The 14701-nt window shown below is 68.5% G+C and carries 13 protein-coding genes and 1 pseudogene; 4 read left to right on the plus strand and 10 right to left on the minus strand.

The features are described from left to right. Window positions 1–1799: 1799 nt before the first annotated feature. Window positions 1800–2228 (minus strand): annotated as a pseudogene (locus ABZS29_RS23835) (protein kinase); the annotation flags it as partial. Between the two features lie 72 nt (window positions 2229–2300). Here ABZS29_RS23835 and lipB point away from each other — a divergent pair. Further along, complete coding sequence (gene lipB, locus ABZS29_RS23840; protein WP_355464647.1) at window positions 2301–3017, plus strand: lipoyl(octanoyl) transferase LipB; 717 nt, start codon at window positions 2301–2303, stop codon at window positions 3015–3017. Window positions 3018–3642: 625 nt separating this feature from the next. Here lipB and ABZS29_RS23845 read toward each other — a convergent pair. Both ABZS29_RS23845 and ABZS29_RS23850 read right to left on the minus strand, forming a co-directional pair. Beyond that, a complete protein-coding gene (locus ABZS29_RS23845) occupies window positions 3643–3873 on the minus strand; it encodes a helix-turn-helix transcriptional regulator (RefSeq protein WP_355464649.1) in 231 nt (76 codons plus the stop codon). Continuing rightward, complete coding sequence (locus tag ABZS29_RS23850; protein ID WP_355464651.1) at window positions 3873–4352, minus strand: DUF2975 domain-containing protein; 480 nt, start codon at window positions 4350–4352, stop codon at window positions 3873–3875. The genes ABZS29_RS23845 and ABZS29_RS23850 overlap by 1 nt, the downstream gene beginning before the upstream one ends. A 143-nt stretch (window positions 4353–4495) precedes the next feature. On the opposite strand from ABZS29_RS23850, the gene ABZS29_RS23855 reads away from it, so the two are divergent. Beyond that, a complete protein-coding gene (locus ABZS29_RS23855) occupies window positions 4496–6208 on the plus strand; it encodes a hypothetical protein (RefSeq protein WP_355464653.1) in 1713 nt (570 codons plus the stop codon). 35 nt (window positions 6209–6243) lie between these two features. On the opposite strand, the gene ABZS29_RS23860 is transcribed toward ABZS29_RS23855, so the two are convergent. The 3 genes from ABZS29_RS23860 to ABZS29_RS23870 form a co-directional block, all read right to left on the minus strand. Beyond that, window positions 6244–7206 carry a LysR family transcriptional regulator gene (locus ABZS29_RS23860; protein WP_355464655.1) on the minus strand — a complete coding sequence of 321 codons (963 nt, stop codon included), beginning with the start codon at window positions 7204–7206 and terminating at the stop codon, window positions 6244–6246. Between the two features lie 96 nt (window positions 7207–7302). Continuing rightward, entirely contained in the window at window positions 7303–8475 is a 1173-nt protein-coding gene (locus ABZS29_RS23865) for an ABC transporter permease (RefSeq protein WP_355464656.1), read from the minus strand. Next, complete coding sequence (locus ABZS29_RS23870) at window positions 8472–9353, minus strand: ATP-binding cassette domain-containing protein (protein ID WP_355464658.1); 882 nt, start codon at window positions 9351–9353, stop codon at window positions 8472–8474. The genes ABZS29_RS23865 and ABZS29_RS23870 overlap by 4 nt, the downstream gene beginning before the upstream one ends. Before the next feature lie 226 nt (window positions 9354–9579). Between ABZS29_RS23870 and ABZS29_RS23875 the strand changes: the two genes are divergently transcribed. Continuing rightward, a complete protein-coding gene (locus ABZS29_RS23875) occupies window positions 9580–10464 on the plus strand; it encodes an RNA polymerase sigma-70 factor (protein WP_355464660.1) in 885 nt (294 codons plus the stop codon). A 37-nt stretch (window positions 10465–10501) separates the two neighbouring features. Here ABZS29_RS23875 and ABZS29_RS23880 read toward each other — a convergent pair whose 3' ends face one another. Both ABZS29_RS23880 and ABZS29_RS23885 read right to left on the minus strand, forming a co-directional pair. Then, the gene (locus ABZS29_RS23880) at window positions 10502–10696 is read right to left on the minus strand and encodes a hypothetical protein (RefSeq protein WP_355464662.1); all 195 of its coding nucleotides are present in this window, start codon (window positions 10694–10696) and stop codon (window positions 10502–10504) included. Then, on the minus strand, window positions 10693–11433 hold the full coding sequence (locus ABZS29_RS23885) for an SDR family oxidoreductase (protein ID WP_355464664.1): 741 nt from the start codon (window positions 11431–11433) through the stop codon (window positions 10693–10695). Before ABZS29_RS23885 ends, ABZS29_RS23880 begins: the two co-directional genes overlap by 4 nt. Before the next feature lie 117 nt (window positions 11434–11550). Between ABZS29_RS23885 and ABZS29_RS23890 the strand changes: the two genes are divergently transcribed. Beyond that, complete coding sequence (locus tag ABZS29_RS23890; protein ID WP_355464666.1) at window positions 11551–12702, plus strand: low temperature requirement protein A; 1152 nt, start codon at window positions 11551–11553, stop codon at window positions 12700–12702. Here ABZS29_RS23890 and ABZS29_RS23895 read toward each other — a convergent pair. Together ABZS29_RS23895 and ABZS29_RS23900 are read right to left on the minus strand one after the other, a co-directional pair. Beyond that, the gene (locus ABZS29_RS23895; RefSeq protein WP_355464668.1) at window positions 12657–13319 is read right to left on the minus strand and encodes a response regulator transcription factor; all 663 of its coding nucleotides are present in this window, start codon (window positions 13317–13319) and stop codon (window positions 12657–12659) included. The genes ABZS29_RS23890 and ABZS29_RS23895 overlap by 46 nt on opposite strands. Continuing rightward, window positions 13316–14647 carry a sensor histidine kinase gene (locus ABZS29_RS23900; RefSeq protein WP_355464670.1) on the minus strand — a complete coding sequence of 444 codons (1332 nt, stop codon included), beginning with the start codon at window positions 14645–14647 and terminating at the stop codon, window positions 13316–13318. Before ABZS29_RS23900 ends, ABZS29_RS23895 begins: the two co-directional genes overlap by 4 nt. Window positions 14648–14701: the final 54 nt, after the last annotated feature.

Genomic DNA, 14701 nt, shown 5'->3' on the forward strand with positions numbered 1-14701 from the left:
AGGACCGCCCGAGCCCCGAGCCCAAGTCCCAGCACCACCGTGATCCCGAGTCCCACTGCCGCCCCAACGCCGTACGCGGGATGCTCGAACCGGTAGCCCAACTCCACGATCAACCTCGATGCACGCAGGCGTCCCCACCAGGTGTGTCGTCGACGCCAGACCCGACGACGAGTGCCCGACCGCTTGAGCGTTGCAACAGGCGCGGCCGCAACAGGCCTCGGCTTCCCGGCCACGTCTGTGAGGTGACTGCCTTGTAGTCGTTGGGCCTTGGCGAAGGGAGAGACCGCCGACTCTTGCCGTTCAGCCGGCGAGCCGGCCGACTCTCGTCGTTCGCGGTCCGGTGTCAGCGAGGGCGACCGGGTGGCACGGTACAGAGAATCCGGCGAGGCCGGTGAAGCGAGTGAGGCGGGTGAAGCGAGTGAGGCGGATGCAGCCGTCAGGGCGGCTGCCTCTCGCGGTCCAGCGACAGAGTCAGTGAGCGCTCGCCGCTCAGCGGGCGGCTCGGGCACGCGCGATTCGAACGGCGAGCCAGCGAAGGCGATCCATTCGGAAGGCGAGTCGGCAGGGGCCCGTCGTTCGGCGAGCGGAGCAACGTGCTCCCACCCTTCGACCGACGAACCAACAGCTCCTCGTCCCTCCCCGGACACGACACCCGACCCCCACCCCTCAACCGACGAAGCAACAGGCCCACGCCCCTCCGCGGACACGACACCCGACCCCCACCCCTCAACCGACGAAGCAACAGGCCCGCGCCCTTCCGTGGACGGGTCAGCGGGGTCTCGCTGCTCGATCGAGCGAGCAGCGGACGCGCGCCATTCGGTGGGCTCTCGGCGTTCGGCGGGCGGTGCGGACCAACTGATGGCGGGTTCGATGTGGGTGGTGCCGATCAGGTGGGTTTGGGCGGTGTGGACTACGTGGGTTTTGGTGAGGGGTTGGGCGGTTAGGCGCGCGAGCGGGTCGGGAGCCGGGTCGGGGGTTCGGCGGGCGAGTTTGGGGAGGCGGAGGCGACGGGGCGGCTTGGGGCGACTGGGTAGGGATTTGGGGACGGGTGGTGTTGGGGCGGCGGATTGCGGGGTGGCGGCGGGGATGGGCGGTCGCGGCCGGGCCGGCGCAAGCGGGGTGCGGGACTGGTCGATCGGGGCGTCATCCGAGGCGGGCGGGGTGGTGCGATGCGGGGCGGGTGGGGTGTCGGACGTGGGCGGGCTGGGCGGGGTAGGCGGGGGCAGCGTGCCGTCAGACGTGGGCGGGGCGGGCGGGATAGGCGGAGGCAGCGTGCCGTGAGACGTGGGCGGGGAGGTCGGGGGCAGGGTGTGCGGTCGAAGATCGCGCGGAACTCCTGCTGGCGTGTCGTCGAAGGTGGGCGGGGCAGTCGAGGGCGGGGCGCCTTCGGATGTCGGCGGGGTACCACCTGACGCGGGCGGCGGAGTGTCGTCGGAGGTGAGTGGCGGAGTGTCGTCGGAGGTGAGTGGCGGAGTGTCGTCCGAGGTAGGCGACGGAGTCTCGTCCGAGGTGCGCGGCGGAGTGTCGGAGGTGGGCGGGGTGCCGTCGGCGGGTGGTGGGAGGTCGTCGGGGTCGCCGAGGTTGATTGGTTCGGGGGTGGTGAGGGTTAGGAGGTGGGCGGCTAGGCGGGGGGCTGGGGTTTGGGTGAAGACGGCGGGGGCGAACAGGGTGGCGGGGCCGCCGACGTCGACGGCGAGGGTGGACAGGGCGAGCCGGTCTGCGGCGGGTGATGGGGGCTGAGTGGGTGGGGTGGTCAGAGGGTGCAGGTTCAGGGAGTGGAACGTTGCGTCGGTCAGGATTGGGCGGCCTTCGACGTCGATGAGGACGTTGGGCGGGGTCAGGTGGCCGTGGATCAGACCGCAGTGGTGGAGGAAGTGCAGGGCGTCGGCCAGGGGGCTGAGGAGGGTGACGATTTCGCCGGGCGACATGGTGCCTCGGCGGAGCAGGATCTCGGTCAGGCTGAGCGCAACGACGTACCGACTGAAGACGAGCCACTCGGCGGGGGTCTCGCGGACCTCCAGGACGCGGGTGATGTGTGGGTGGTTGACGCGTTGCAGGACGATCAGCTGGTCACGGAACTGCTCCTTGTCGTGGATTGCGGTGACGGGGACGCGTCTGAGCACGGCGTGGCGGCCGGTGGCGAGGTCGCGAACCTGCCAGAGGGTGCCGGCCGATCCGGACCCGAGCCTCCGGCGCAGGCTGTAGCCGGCGAGGTCTTCGAGTGCCATGCCAAGAGGATGCACCGATCGGCTCCAGCCCCGCGGAAGTTATCCACAGGCACCCGGCCTACACTCGATGACGTGAGGGCTATCGAGTACGTCGAGGCCGGGTTCGGCGCCGGAGCAGTGGACTACGAGACTGCGTGGGCCGAGCAGCGCCGGCTGCACGCGGAGGTTGCCGGAGGCACCGGTTCGGACACGGTCATCCTGCTTGAGCACCCGCCGGTCTATACCGCGGGCAAGCGAACCGAGCCGCACGAGCGTCCCGTCGATGGGACGCCGGTGGTGGATGTGGACCGCGGCGGCAAGATCACGTGGCACGGCCCCGGGCAGCTCGTCGGGTACCCGATCGTCAAGCTGGCTTCCCACGTGTACGTCGTCGATTACGTACGGCGGCTCGAGGAAGCGCTGATCGCGGTTTGTGCCGAGCTCGGTGTCACGACCGGCCGGGTGAAGGGCCGGAGCGGCGTCTGGGTCGCAGCCGACGAGCGTGGCCGCGAGCGGAAGATCGCGGCGATCGGGATCCGTGTGTCCCAAGGCGTCACCATGCACGGGTTCTCGCTGAACTGCGACAACGACCTCACATGGTTCGACCGGATCGTCCCGTGCGGAATCGCCGACGCCGACGTGACCACCCTGTCGAAGGAACTCGGCCGCGACGTACCGGTCAACGAGGTGCTCGACTCAGTTAAGCGTCACCTCGACCGATTCTTGTCGTGGGACTCCTACGACCGCTCCCCCGACATCGCGCACCCCGAAGCTCCCGCCACCGGCATCACCTACGGCCTCACCGTCTGACCACCTGTCGCTACCCGCACTGAACAAGAGTTGCCGTCGCCCGACACCAGGCCCCTGAGGCGTGCGCGGATGCGCGCGCAGCCGCCGCCGAGAGTGTTGGCTTGCAGTCGCAGTAGGACTGTTGCGAGTCAACGCTTCGCCACGAGCGTCGGTAAGAACATGCAGAGGTGGCCGCTCAAGCCTCATCACTACGGCCTCTGAGCGTGAGCGTGGCAGCCACGCATCGACCACTCCGTGTCCTTCCCGACGCCGCACCTCCCGGCCGACAGGACGTATAGGTGTGCTGGATGGGCGACGCAGGATCAGCGCCGTACCTGGCGGCAGCCCAGTGGAGGCATACGTCCTGTCGGTCGGCAACTCGCCGCCAGCGTCGGCAAACACGAGCGTCGGTAAGAACACGTAGAGGTGGCTGCTCGGGCCTCATTGCTGGGGCTTTTGAGCGTGAGCGTGGGAGCCGGCGTCGACTACTCCGTGTTCTTGCCGACGGCGTCGCCGGACGGACAGGACGTATAGGGGTGCTGGGCGGGTGGCGCAGGCTTGGAGTCGCAGCTGGCGGGAGCTCAGTGGGGGTATACGTCCTGTCGGTCGGCGGATCCGCGTGCAGCGTGAGGGGAAGGCCTTGCTGCTAGGCCGGGGTGTCTTCGGCGGGGGTGTCTTCGATCCATTCGAGGAGGTCGCCGGGTTGGCATTCCAGGACTCGGCACATGGCTTCCAGGGTGCTGAAGCGGACGGCTTTGGCGCGGCCGTTCTTGAGTACGGCGACGTTGGCGGGGGTGAGGCCGACTCGCTCGGCGAACTCGCCGACGCTCAGTTTGCGGCGGGCCAGTTCGACGTCGATCCGGACGACGATCGGCATCAGATCACCGCTTCCATGTCGGTGCGCAGGGTGGTTGCTCGTTGCAGGAGTGCGCGCAGGACCACCATCAGCAGGCCGATCACGGTGATCACGACCTCGACCAGCAGGAGCAGCATCGGCAGGCCGGGATCGTCGGCGTGGAAGCCGACCCAGAGGAAGATCACGCCGACGACCAGCCAGACGCCGGTGATCGCGCCGATGATCAGGTTCACCCAGAAGACGGCGGCCGTGGTGAAGATGCGGTCGCGTTTGACCATTGTCAGCAGTTGCCAGGTGGCCACCACGACGATCTGTACGCAGAGCACCACGAAGGCCGCGACGAACGTGGCGGGCCAGCGGAGGTCGGCATCTTCGGGATTCACCTGGGCCTGGTGCCGGAACTGACCGGGCAGCGACAGCGTCTGGAACACGACCAGGATCGCGAACAGCGCCACCAGGAACACCCGGAGCGCGGCGACCGCTCGATTCTCACTCAGCATGCATCGAGAATCGCTGGCAATCTATCGATTGTCAATAGGCGATGTCAGCTGTGGGCGATGGTGCGTACTGAAAGTAGTCACCCTTGCGCGCGGCTGCGAAGTGTCTGCCGGGCGTGGCGGGGAAACGTCGCTACGGTGGAGGCGTGTCCAAATTTCTCGGCTTCTTGCTTGGGGTTGCGGTCGCGCTGGCCGGGCCGGCGGTCTTCGGTGTGCTCAGTGCAGCGGGCGGCATTCAGCTGAATACCAAGGAGATGGCGCTCGCCTACGGTGTAGGCGCGCTGATCTTCTGGGCCGTCGTGTCGTACTTCTCGGGCGCGGCCGCGATCGGTGCCTTCCTTGCGTTCGGCACCCTTGTGTACTGCTGGTTGTGGATCCCGAACCGGACCACGAACTTCCTCGACGACGTTCCGGGCGTGACGAACGGCATGGTCGAGGGCACCAAGCAGTACACGCTGAACGGCGTCGTACCGATTCTCACCGTGATCACGCTGGTGTACTCGATCCAGCTCATCGTGCGGAGTGTGCAGCGCAGGCGGCGCGCGCGGGCCGAGGCCGAGCGGCTGCAGCGTGAGCAGGAAGCCGCGCAGGCACAGCAGGAGGCGGCTGCGGCGGCGGTGTATCCGGTTGCTGGAAGCACCTATCCGGCTGAGTCGTACGCGCCTTCGTACGAGCCGTCGAGCCGGTACGACGATCTGTTCGACGACGAGCCCGAGCAGCCGCGGAACCAGGCGGATGAGCAGACGGCACAGTTCCCGGTCGCGGAGTCGGCGCCGGAGCGGACGGCCACGTATCCGGTTGCTTATGGCAACGATGACACTGTGCTGGTGCCGTCCGATCGGGACGAGACGATTGTCGTGCCCGCCGAGGAGCGCACGCAGGTAGCTGCCGATGCCGGGCCGGAAACTCAGCCGATGCCTGTCACGCCAGCGGATGACGAGCCAACAGCTGCTACTCCCCCGGCTGCTGCGGCGGACGATGAGAAGACGAGCGAGAACGCGAGTGGCGCGGCGCACCTGGGTACACCGGTAGCTGCGGCACCTGGGGCGAAGGTACCCGCGGACGAGGCGACGGAAGCAGGCACACGCGCCGAGGCCGAGTCCAACGCCGCGGCGGCTGACGCTGCCGCGCAGGCAGCACCGGCCGCTCCCGACGAGGCTCCCACCGAGGTCGCTCCGACCGCTAACGCCGAGGCGCCGACGCAGACAGCACCCGTAGTCAGCGTGCCGCGGGCTGAAGCGCCGGTGGCCGAGGCGCCCGCACCTGCGGCTCCGACGGATGAGACTCCCACCCAGGTCGCTCCGGCGACTGAGGCGCCGACCGCTGAAGCGTCCGCCTACGCAGCTCCGATGGATGATGCGCCGACCCAAGTTGCTCCGCCTGCTGATGCGCAAGCGGCGCCAGAGGCTGGCGCTCAGGTGGCGGGTACTCCCGCGCCTGCCGCACCGGCACCGGCTGACGCTCCGGCGGACGCAGCGCCAGCGGATGAGTCAGAGTCCGACCGTGGGCCCGACGACGATCGTCCGGCTGGCGGCGGGTCGGCGAGCGGCGGGGCGGCTGGTGGCGGACACGTGACCGCAACTGGAGCTCCAGCGACTGGCGACCAGGCTGGGTCTGATGACGGCCGGCCGACCGGCGGTGGCGGGCGGCTCGCCCCTCCGGCAACTGAGGCGCAAACCGCAGCTCACCGGACCGGACGGCAGGCAGCCGAAGGATTCACGTCAACCGGACAGCAGCCCGAGCGAGTCGGTCAGCAGTACCGCGAGCGTATGGAAGACCCCGAGGACACAGGCGAGTTCCACGTGAGCGCCTTCGAAGGCCCCTTCCACACACCGGGGATTCGGCCGGCCGGAGCCTGAAACAACAAGCAGAAGTGGCGTGAGGCCGGTAAGGCTCACGCCACATGCATGTGCTGGTGCGGCTGGTCGCGGCGGGCATGCTCCGCCAAGGCTTCCTCGTAGGCGGCCGTGGCCATCGTGAGGACATCCGGAGCCATCTGCGCTCGCGGCGAGTCGGTGCTCCAGGCAAGGAGCAGGCGCCGGTGAATCGGGTCCCCGGCCAGAGGTCGGGTGACGACCTCGCGGGACAGCATCCGGTACGACGTCGGCGAGATCAGCGCGACGCCTTGACCGCTGGTCACAAAGCCCATCAGGACCGAGGTATCGACCGAGTGGTGCTCGATCTTGGGCTGAAACCCGGCCTGCTCACAGGCGGCACGGAAGAGCACATGGAAGCCACTGTCGTCCGGTGGTTCGCCGATCCATTCCTCATCGGAGAGCGCAGCCAGCTCTATCTCCTCGCGGCCGACCAACGCAGCCGGATGGTCAGCCGACATCACCACGTACGCCGACTCAGACTCGACCACCGTGCACGCCTCGACGCCCGTCGGCAGCCGCAGCTCAAAACCCGGGAACTCGCGCAGCAACGCAAAGTCCAGGCGCCCGCTCTCCAACTGCTGGAGCAGCACACTCGTCGACCACTCGACCTCGATGCTGACCTGCTCGATCTGACCGTGATCCCGGAGCCGCTGCGCGATCCCTGACATCGGCGCGGTCGGAAACCCACCAAGCCGTACGGCGCTGGACTCGACCGCGGTCATCGCGGAGACAGTCGCCGCCAGGTGGTCGACGTCGACGAGGATCGCGCGGGCGCGGTCGACGGCGTACCGGCCGAGGGCGGTGGGGGTGACACCGGTGCGGGAACGCTCGAAGAGCTCACCGCCGAAGGCGGCCTCGATCCGTTTGAGCTGCGCGGTGAGGCTGGGCTGGCTGACCTTGAGCCAGCGGGCGGCCCGTCCGACGGACCCCGCTTCGGCTACCAGGACGACCACCCGGAGATGGCGCAGCTCCACGTTCATGCGTTGAGACCGTAGTCCAAGTGCACACCCAGCAACATTGCGGTTCCGTTACAGCCCAGGCAAACCCTGTAACGCTTGCCCGGGCTGTAACGATGATCACGCAGCTTCGAGCGACAATGCCTCGCGATAACCCATCCGGCGACCCGTCTTGAGCAGCGTCCGCTCGTACAACCGGGCTCCGAGCCGGATGATCAGCACGGTCGCCACGAGCAGGATCCCGATCGCCGCCAGCGGCTGCCAGAGCGGGACGTCCTCGGTCAGCATCCGGCCGGGCATCGACATCGAGGACGCGATCGGCACGAACGACGCGATCGTCCGGGCGTCGTGCCCGGCGAAGACCGAGAAGAAGAACGGGATCATCAGGATCATCTGCCCAGGCAGCGTGGTGGACCCGAGGTCCTCCTGCCGGGTCGCGAGCGAGCCCGCGACCGCCCACAGCCCGGCCAGCGCGACGAACCCGAGGACGAAGAAGACCACGAACCAGCCGGCCACCGGCGCCACGACGGACAGGATGTCGAGCTGGTCGGTAGCGGTCAGCCCCACCAGCGAGGCGAGCGCGATCACCAGGATCTGCGCGAGCGCGAGGACCGTGTTGCCGAGCACCTTGCCCCACAACAGCGACCGGATCGGGACCGCGGCGGCCAGGATCTCGACGACCCGGCTTTCCTTCTCCTGGACGACGCTCTGCGCGATCATCATGCCGAACCCGAGCGCGGTCATGTAGAAGACCAGCGCCAGCCCGATGTTGACGAAGTCCGAGACGTATCCGGGCAGCGGCCCCGGCTCCAGGATCTTCTCGGTCACCTGCGTGCCTGCCCGCAACTCCTCCGGGGTCAGCTTCGCCGTGGCCGCGTTCTTCTCCATCCCGATCGCGGAAACGGCCGCGCGCAGCGCGACCCCGACTCCGGAATCCACCTTGTCCTTGCCGACCACGACGTACCCGTCGGGTCCCGGCAGCAACGCGGCGGTGGCGTCGGTCTCGGTGACTGCCTGCTCAGCAGCGGCCTGATCCGCGACTCGCAGCGCTTCATAGGCATCGCCGCCCGACGTCTCCGAAGCCCTCTGTACGACGGCCGCGCCGCCGTCGTCGATCACCGCGATCTTGTCGGAGCTGCTGCCGCCCGAGAGCACCGCGGGCAGGATCACCGCGGCGAGCACGATCGTCAGCATCACCAGCGTCGAGCCGATGAAGGTCTTGTCCCGCAGCTTGGTGGTGATCTCGCGCTCGGCGATCAGCATCCACGGCCGATCCAAGGTCCGGTCGTTCATCGGGTCGCCTCCCGGAAGACGTCGCTCAGTGCCACCCGCTCCGGCCCGAACTCCAGGACCGGTCCACGGCTGATCGCTTGCTGAAGAATCTCTTGCGCGGCGGTCGGGTCCTCGACGTCGAAGAGCGCCGTACCGCCGGCCACGTCGCGCACGTGCAGCCCGGGCAGGTCCCGCAGCCAGCCGGCGTCACCATCGACCACCAGCCGGTACGTCGGGCTCTGGCTCGCCGCGAGCTCGGCAACAGGGCCCGCGGCAACGACCTTGCCGCGGGACAGTACGACGAGGTCGTCGCAGAGCCGCTCGACCAGATCGAGCTGGTGGCTGGAGAACAGCACCGGCACCTCCGGCGTGACTTCCTCGCGGAGCAGGTCCACCATCGCGTCGACGGCGAGCGGGTCGAGGCCGCTGAACGGTTCGTCCAGGACCAGCGCGATCGGCTCGTGGATCAGCGCCACCGCGATCTGCACCCGCTGCTGGTTGCCCAGCGAGAGCGCCTCGAGGACATCGGTCGCCCGCTCGGCGAGCCCGAGCCGGGCGAGCAGCTTGTCGGTTCGCTCCGCGGCCTTGGCCGCCGGCAGTCCGTGCAGCCGGCCGAAGAAGATCAGCTGGTCGCGGATCTTCATCTTCGGGTACAGACCGCGCTCCTCCGGCATGTAGCCGAAGTCCCGCCGTACCTTCTGGGTCAGCGGTGCGCCCTGCCAGTACACCTCGCCGGAACCGGCCGCCAGGACGCCGAGGATGATCCGCATCGTCGTCGTCTTCCCGGCCCCGTTGGCCCCGACGAACCCGGTCATCCGCCCCGGTACGACGTCGAACGTCACGTCGTCCAGCGCCAGCTGTTCACCGAACCGCCGAGTGAGTCCAGCCACCCTCAGCATCCGTCACCATTCCTGTCCTCATGCCCCCGCGGCCGGCCCCTGCCGAACCGCCTTCCGCTCGGAAGTAACTCAAAGTTAGTCACTCCGGACCCCGTCCAACGTCGGCCGCCAGGGTGACCGCCGGAGTCATCCGCACGGTGGACGTGGGCTACGCCACGGTCCCGCGCTGTCACATCCGGCGTGTCCGGATGGTCGGAACTGATGACAGCTGCGACGAGGGAGGATCATGACAGGAGTGAGCGAGGATCTCGATCAGGCAGCGGCGATCTTCGGCGAGGTGCGGCCGAGACTGTTCGGCATCGCCTACCGGATGCTGGGCAGCGCGAGCGAGGCCGAGGACATCGTGCAGGACGTGTGGCTGCGCTGGCAGACCGCCGACCGGAGCGTCGTACTCAACCCGGCCGCCTATCTGGCCACGGCGACCACCCGGCTCGCGATCAACGCGACCCAGTCCGCCCGAGTACGGCGGGAGTCGTACATCGGGCCGTGGTTGCCGGAGCCGGTCGACACCAGCGCGGACCCGTACCTCGGCGCGGAGCGCGGCGAGGCGCTCGCGTTCGCCGTACTGCTGCTGATGGAGCGCCTCTCCCCCAACGAGCGCGCCGCGTACGTGCTGCGGGAGGCGTTCGACTACCCGTACAGCCAGATCGCCGACATCCTGCAGCTGAACGAGCCTGCGGTGCGGCAGTTGGTCAGCCGAGCGCGCAAGCACGTGGACGGCGAGCGGCGGGTCGAGGTGGACGCGGCCGAGCAGCAGCGGCTCCTGACCGCGTTTGTGCACGCCGCGAAGTCCGGCGACCTGATGGAGCTCGAAGGGCTCTTCGCGGCCGATGTGACGAGCGTGTCCGACGGCAATGGCAAGGCGCGGGCGTCGAAGTTCCCGGTGGTCGGCTCGGAGCGGGTCGCGAAGTTCTTCCGTTCCTTCCACACCCGGTTCTGGGTCGGTGTGGAGATCGTGTGGACGCAGATGAACGGTCAGCCGGCCGCAGTGCTGACTACCGATGGCCGGGTCACCAGTGTCCTCACCCTCAGCTCGGCTCCCGACGGCATCTTCCAGATCAACGTCCAGATGAACCCGGACAAGCTCGCCCTCGTGCAGCTGGACAGGTGAAGGTTCCGGGTGCGCGGCCACGCACCCGGAACCGGTCTCAGTGCCCCGGGTCTTCCAGGGCCTGCACAGCGCCGAGCAGGCTGCTCAGACTGGCCTGCTCCATCGCCTCTTCGGCCGGATCAATCGTCCACTGCTCGACGGGCAGCTCAGCGTCCGGTACTGCAGCCGCCAGCGCGCCGAGGTCCGCCTTGGTCTCGCTCTCGAGCTCGTGGAGGAAGTCGTCGCCGGTCATTTCTTCTCCCAGTCGGCGTAGTGGATCCGGCCGAGCACTGCCTCGCCGATCGGCACCAGGGCATCCTCGCTGACCACAGCGCCGTAGTACGTCGCCTCTGGATCGGTCACGACCTCGCGGGAGTCGTTCAGCTCAGCCAGCGCCTTGCGGAAGAACTCGTCCATCCGGACCTTGTCCGGTCCGGCGATGTCGACCCGGCCGTTCAGCGGCTCGCCCGCGGCGACCTTGGCGACCTCGTCGGCCACGTCGTCACCGGCGATCGGCTGGAAGTTCACCGGCTGGATCCGGACCACGCCGTCGACCTCGGAGGTGTCGGCGATCGCCTTCACGAACTCGAAGAACTGCGTGGCGTGTACCAGGGAGAACGGGACGCCGGAGGCCTCGATCAGCTCCTCCTGGGCGATCTTGGCGCGGAAGTAGCCGATCTGCGGCGAGCGCTCGCTGCCGACGATCGACAGTGCGACGTGGTGGCCGACACCTGCCTTCTTCTCGGCGGCGAGCAGGTTCGTGGTCGCCGTACGGAAGAAGTCCAGGACCGCCTGGTCCTCGAACGACGGTGAGTTCGACAGGTCGATGACCACGGAAGCGCCGGCCATCACTTCGTCCAGGCCCTCGCCGGTGAGCGAGTTGACTCCCGTGTTGGGCGACGCCGCGACCGCTTGGTGCCCGTGCGCCTCCAGCCGCCGTACGACCTTCGAACCGATCAGCCCGGTGCCGCCAATCACGACGATCTTCACAACCAGCTCCTGTCTGCCAGGCGCCCGGCCGGCGCCACTCACCAGCCAAGACAGAGCAGCGTGCCGAGTTGTGACAGCCGCCGTCACACCGGCGCACGGTCGACTGTCTTCACTGACATGACCAGGATGACCGCACGCTCGATCGATGAGCCGCACCGGACGTCGAGCCCGCTGGAGCTGCTCTTCGACCTCACCTTCGTGGTGGCGGTCGCCGCAGTGACCGCGGAGCTCGCGCACAGCATCGCCGCGGGCCATGCCGAGGTGCTCGGCTTCCTCCAGGTGTTCTTCGCGATCTGGTGGGCGTGGATGAACTTCACCTGGTTCGCGTCGTCGTACGACACCGACGACGTGCCGTACCGGCTGCTCACGATGGTGCAGATGGCCGGAGTGCTTGTGCTGGCTGCCGGCGTACCGGCCGCGGCAGCGTCGGGCGACTACCGCGCTGTGCTGGTCGGCTACCTGATCATGCGAGCCGGGCTGGTGCTGCAGTGGCTGCGTGCGGCGTACGAGAATCCGGCAGGCCGCAGTACGGCGCTCAAGTACGCAGCGGGAATCGCAGTAGCGCAGGTTGGCTGGCTCGCCGCCTTAGCGCTCGCGGAGCTGGCACTCCCCTGGTTCCTGCTGCTGGTCTTCGTCGAGCTCGCCGTACCGCGGTGGGCCGAGCGCGGACCGCAGACCACCTGGCACCCGCACCACATTGCCGAGCGCTATGGGCTGTTCGCGATCATCCTGCTCGGCGAGAGCGTGCTCGCGGCCAGTCGAGGCGTTGAGGCCGCCGTGGCGCGTGACCACGTCAGTGCGTCGTTTCTGGTGGTCGCCGGAGCCGGACTGGTGCTGCTGTTCGCCCTGTGGTGGCTCTACTTCCTGCACCCGTCCGGCGACGGCCTCCGCGAACGCCGCCAGCAGTCCTACCGCTGGGGCTACGGCCACTACTTCCTCTTCGCAGCACTGGCCGCACTCGGCAGCGGACTGGAGGTGGCAGTCGAGGAAACCACCTACGCACCACAATCAGTCGGGTACGCCGTCGCCCTACCAGTGGCGGTGTTCCTAACGATGCTCTGGCTGGTGCATGCGCCGATCGTCAACCCACCGGTCACACCACTGGCCTTTGTCGTTGCCGGCGTGGTCGTGGTGCTCGTGCTCCCGCTGATGCTGCCCGCGGTCGGCGTAGTCGCCGGGTGCGCGGTGGTCGTCGTACTGCTGGTTGGTGCTGTGCTGGTCCGTCAGCCGGCCAAGTCGTCGCCGGGCGTGACCAGTCCGCACTCGTAGGCGAAGACAACAGCCTGGACGCGGTCACGCAGCCCCAGCTTGAGCAGCACCCGAGACACATGGGTCTTGACCGTGGCCTCGCCGACGTACAGCTGGTTGGCGATCTCGGTGTTGGTGAGACCGCGCGCGATCAGACCGAGAACCTCGCGCTCGCGCTCGGTCAGCTCGGCGATCAGGTCAGGGCGGTAGACGCGCTCACCACCACCGGCGAACCGCTTGATCACACGCCGGGTCACCTCAGGGGCCAGCAGCGCATGCCCCGAGTGCACGATCTCGATCGCCTCGACCAGGTCCTCCGGCGCGGTGTTCTTCAGCAGGAACCCACTGGCGCCCGCACCGAGCGACTCGAACAGGTAGTCGTCCCGGTCGAACGTCGTCAGGATCACCACCTTGCCGGCGTCCGCGGCCACGATCTTCTGGGTCGCGGTGATCCCGTCCATGCCCGGCATCTGCACGTCCATCAGTACGACGTCCGGCCGCAACTGCAGCGCGAGCTCGACCGCCTTCTCGCCGTCGGCCGCCTCACCGACCACCTCGATCTCCGGCTCGACCGAGAGAATCATCCGGAAGCCGGCCCGGACCAGGTCCTGGTCGTCGACCAGCAGCACGCGCATCATTCGTCCACTCCTCCATCGGGCCCACCCTGCACCGGGATCCGCGCCCGGACCCGGAAACCACCGACCGGCCGGGGACCGATCTCCGTCTCCCCGCCGAGCAGCCCGACCCTCTCACGGATCCCGACATGGCCCAGCCGGCTGCCGACCGGCGCATGCTTCGGCCGGCCGTCGTCGATCACCTCGAGCTCGACCGCGTCACCCAGATAGCGCAGCGTGATGTGCGCGCTGCGAGCCGTCGAGTGCTTGCGGACGTTCGTCAGGGCCTCCTGCGCGATCCGGTAGACCGAGACCGACACCGTCTTCGGCAGCTGCAGCGGCGTACCGATCTGATGGAAGCCCACCTCGAGCCCCTCGCCGTGGACCTGGGCCACCAGCGCCGGCAGCCGGTCGGCGCCGGCCTGCGGCGCCTTCGCATCCGGCGCGTCGACGTCGAGATCCGGGTCGGCTGCGCGCAGCATGCCGAGCAGCTGCCGCATCTCGTTGACCGCGGTCCGACTGGACTCCTCGATCACCCCGAGCGCGTTCTTGGCCGCGGCCGGATCGGTGTCCATCACCCGGCGCGCTCCCCCAGCCTGTACGCCGATGCTGCTGATGTGGTGCGCGACCACGTCGTGGAGCTCGCGGGAGATCCGCAGCCGCTCGTCGATCACCGCCCGGCGCGCGTTGGCCTGCTGCTGCGCGGCCAGCTCAACGGCCTGTCGCTCCAGCTCCTGACGCTGCCGCGCGATGCCCCACGCGGTCCGGCCCCAGAAGTACGCGCCGAAGAAATAGAGCCCGTTCAGCGCGAGCGACAGGATGACGTTCGAGACGTACGGCGACAGCAGCGCCTTGTTCGGGCCTTCGATCGAGTTCGCCTGCAGTGCCTCGATGAAGTTCAGCGCGAGCCAGGCGAACATCGCGATGAAGACGAGCCCGACCGCCGCCTTCATCAGCCTGCGGTCGCGCGACCAGGCCGTGGCGGCATAGATGGCCATGAACATCGACGACTGGGTGACCAGATTGCCGCCGAAGGCGAACATCGCGCGTTCGCCGTTGACAACGAACAGGACCGCGACCGCGAGCATGGCCGGGATCGGGTACCGGCGGCGCAGGCAGAGCGGCAGCGCGACTGCCGCGCTCAGGAGATAAGCCTCGACACCACCGAAGCCGAGATCCACCGGCTGCGGGAACGCGCCGCGGGCAACCTCGGTCCCGGCCACGCCGAGCACGGCCAGCACCAGCCCCAGTACGACGTCGTTGCGCTGCTCCTCGCGGGTCGGGCGCGGCCGCTGCCACTGTTCGGAAGTGGTCCCGGTCACAGACGTACTCCCCAGTTCAAGCGTGGCCATAGCTCATCAGCGTACGGGTGAATGGCCCCTGAACGCGGGCGCGTACGCTGGGGG

Source organism: Kribbella sp. NPDC005582, assembly GCF_040605415.1.
Taxonomy (GTDB): Bacteria; Actinomycetota; Actinomycetes; order Propionibacteriales; family Kribbellaceae; genus Kribbella.

What these genes read in the sequence shown, in the direction of transcription:
- ABZS29_RS23845 (WP_355464649.1), bottom strand. Translation starts at nt 3,873, where the DNA reads ATGCCGATCGTCGTCCGGATCGACGTCGAACTGGCCCGCCGCAAACTG.
- ABZS29_RS23850 (WP_355464651.1), bottom strand. Translation starts at nt 4,352, where the DNA reads ATGCTGAGTGAGAATCGAGCGGTCGCCGCGCTCCGGGTGTTCCTGGTG.
- ABZS29_RS23860 (WP_355464655.1), bottom strand. Translation starts at nt 7,206, where the DNA reads ATGAACGTGGAGCTGCGCCATCTCCGGGTGGTCGTCCTGGTAGCCGAA.
- ABZS29_RS23865 (WP_355464656.1), bottom strand. Translation starts at nt 8,475, where the DNA reads ATGAACGACCGGACCTTGGATCGGCCGTGGATGCTGATCGCCGAGCGC.
- ABZS29_RS23870 (WP_355464658.1), bottom strand. Translation starts at nt 9,353, where the DNA reads ATGCTGAGGGTGGCTGGACTCACTCGGCGGTTCGGTGAACAGCTGGCG.
- ABZS29_RS23875 (WP_355464660.1), top strand. Translation starts at nt 9,580, where the DNA reads ATGACAGGAGTGAGCGAGGATCTCGATCAGGCAGCGGCGATCTTCGGC.
- ABZS29_RS23880 (WP_355464662.1), bottom strand. Translation starts at nt 10,696, where the DNA reads ATGACCGGCGACGACTTCCTCCACGAGCTCGAGAGCGAGACCAAGGCG.
- ABZS29_RS23890 (WP_355464666.1), top strand. Translation starts at nt 11,551, where the DNA reads ATGACCAGGATGACCGCACGCTCGATCGATGAGCCGCACCGGACGTCG.
- ABZS29_RS23895 (WP_355464668.1), bottom strand. Translation starts at nt 13,319, where the DNA reads ATGATGCGCGTGCTGCTGGTCGACGACCAGGACCTGGTCCGGGCCGGC.
- ABZS29_RS23900 (WP_355464670.1), bottom strand. Translation starts at nt 14,647, where the DNA reads ATGGCCACGCTTGAACTGGGGAGTACGTCTGTGACCGGGACCACTTCC.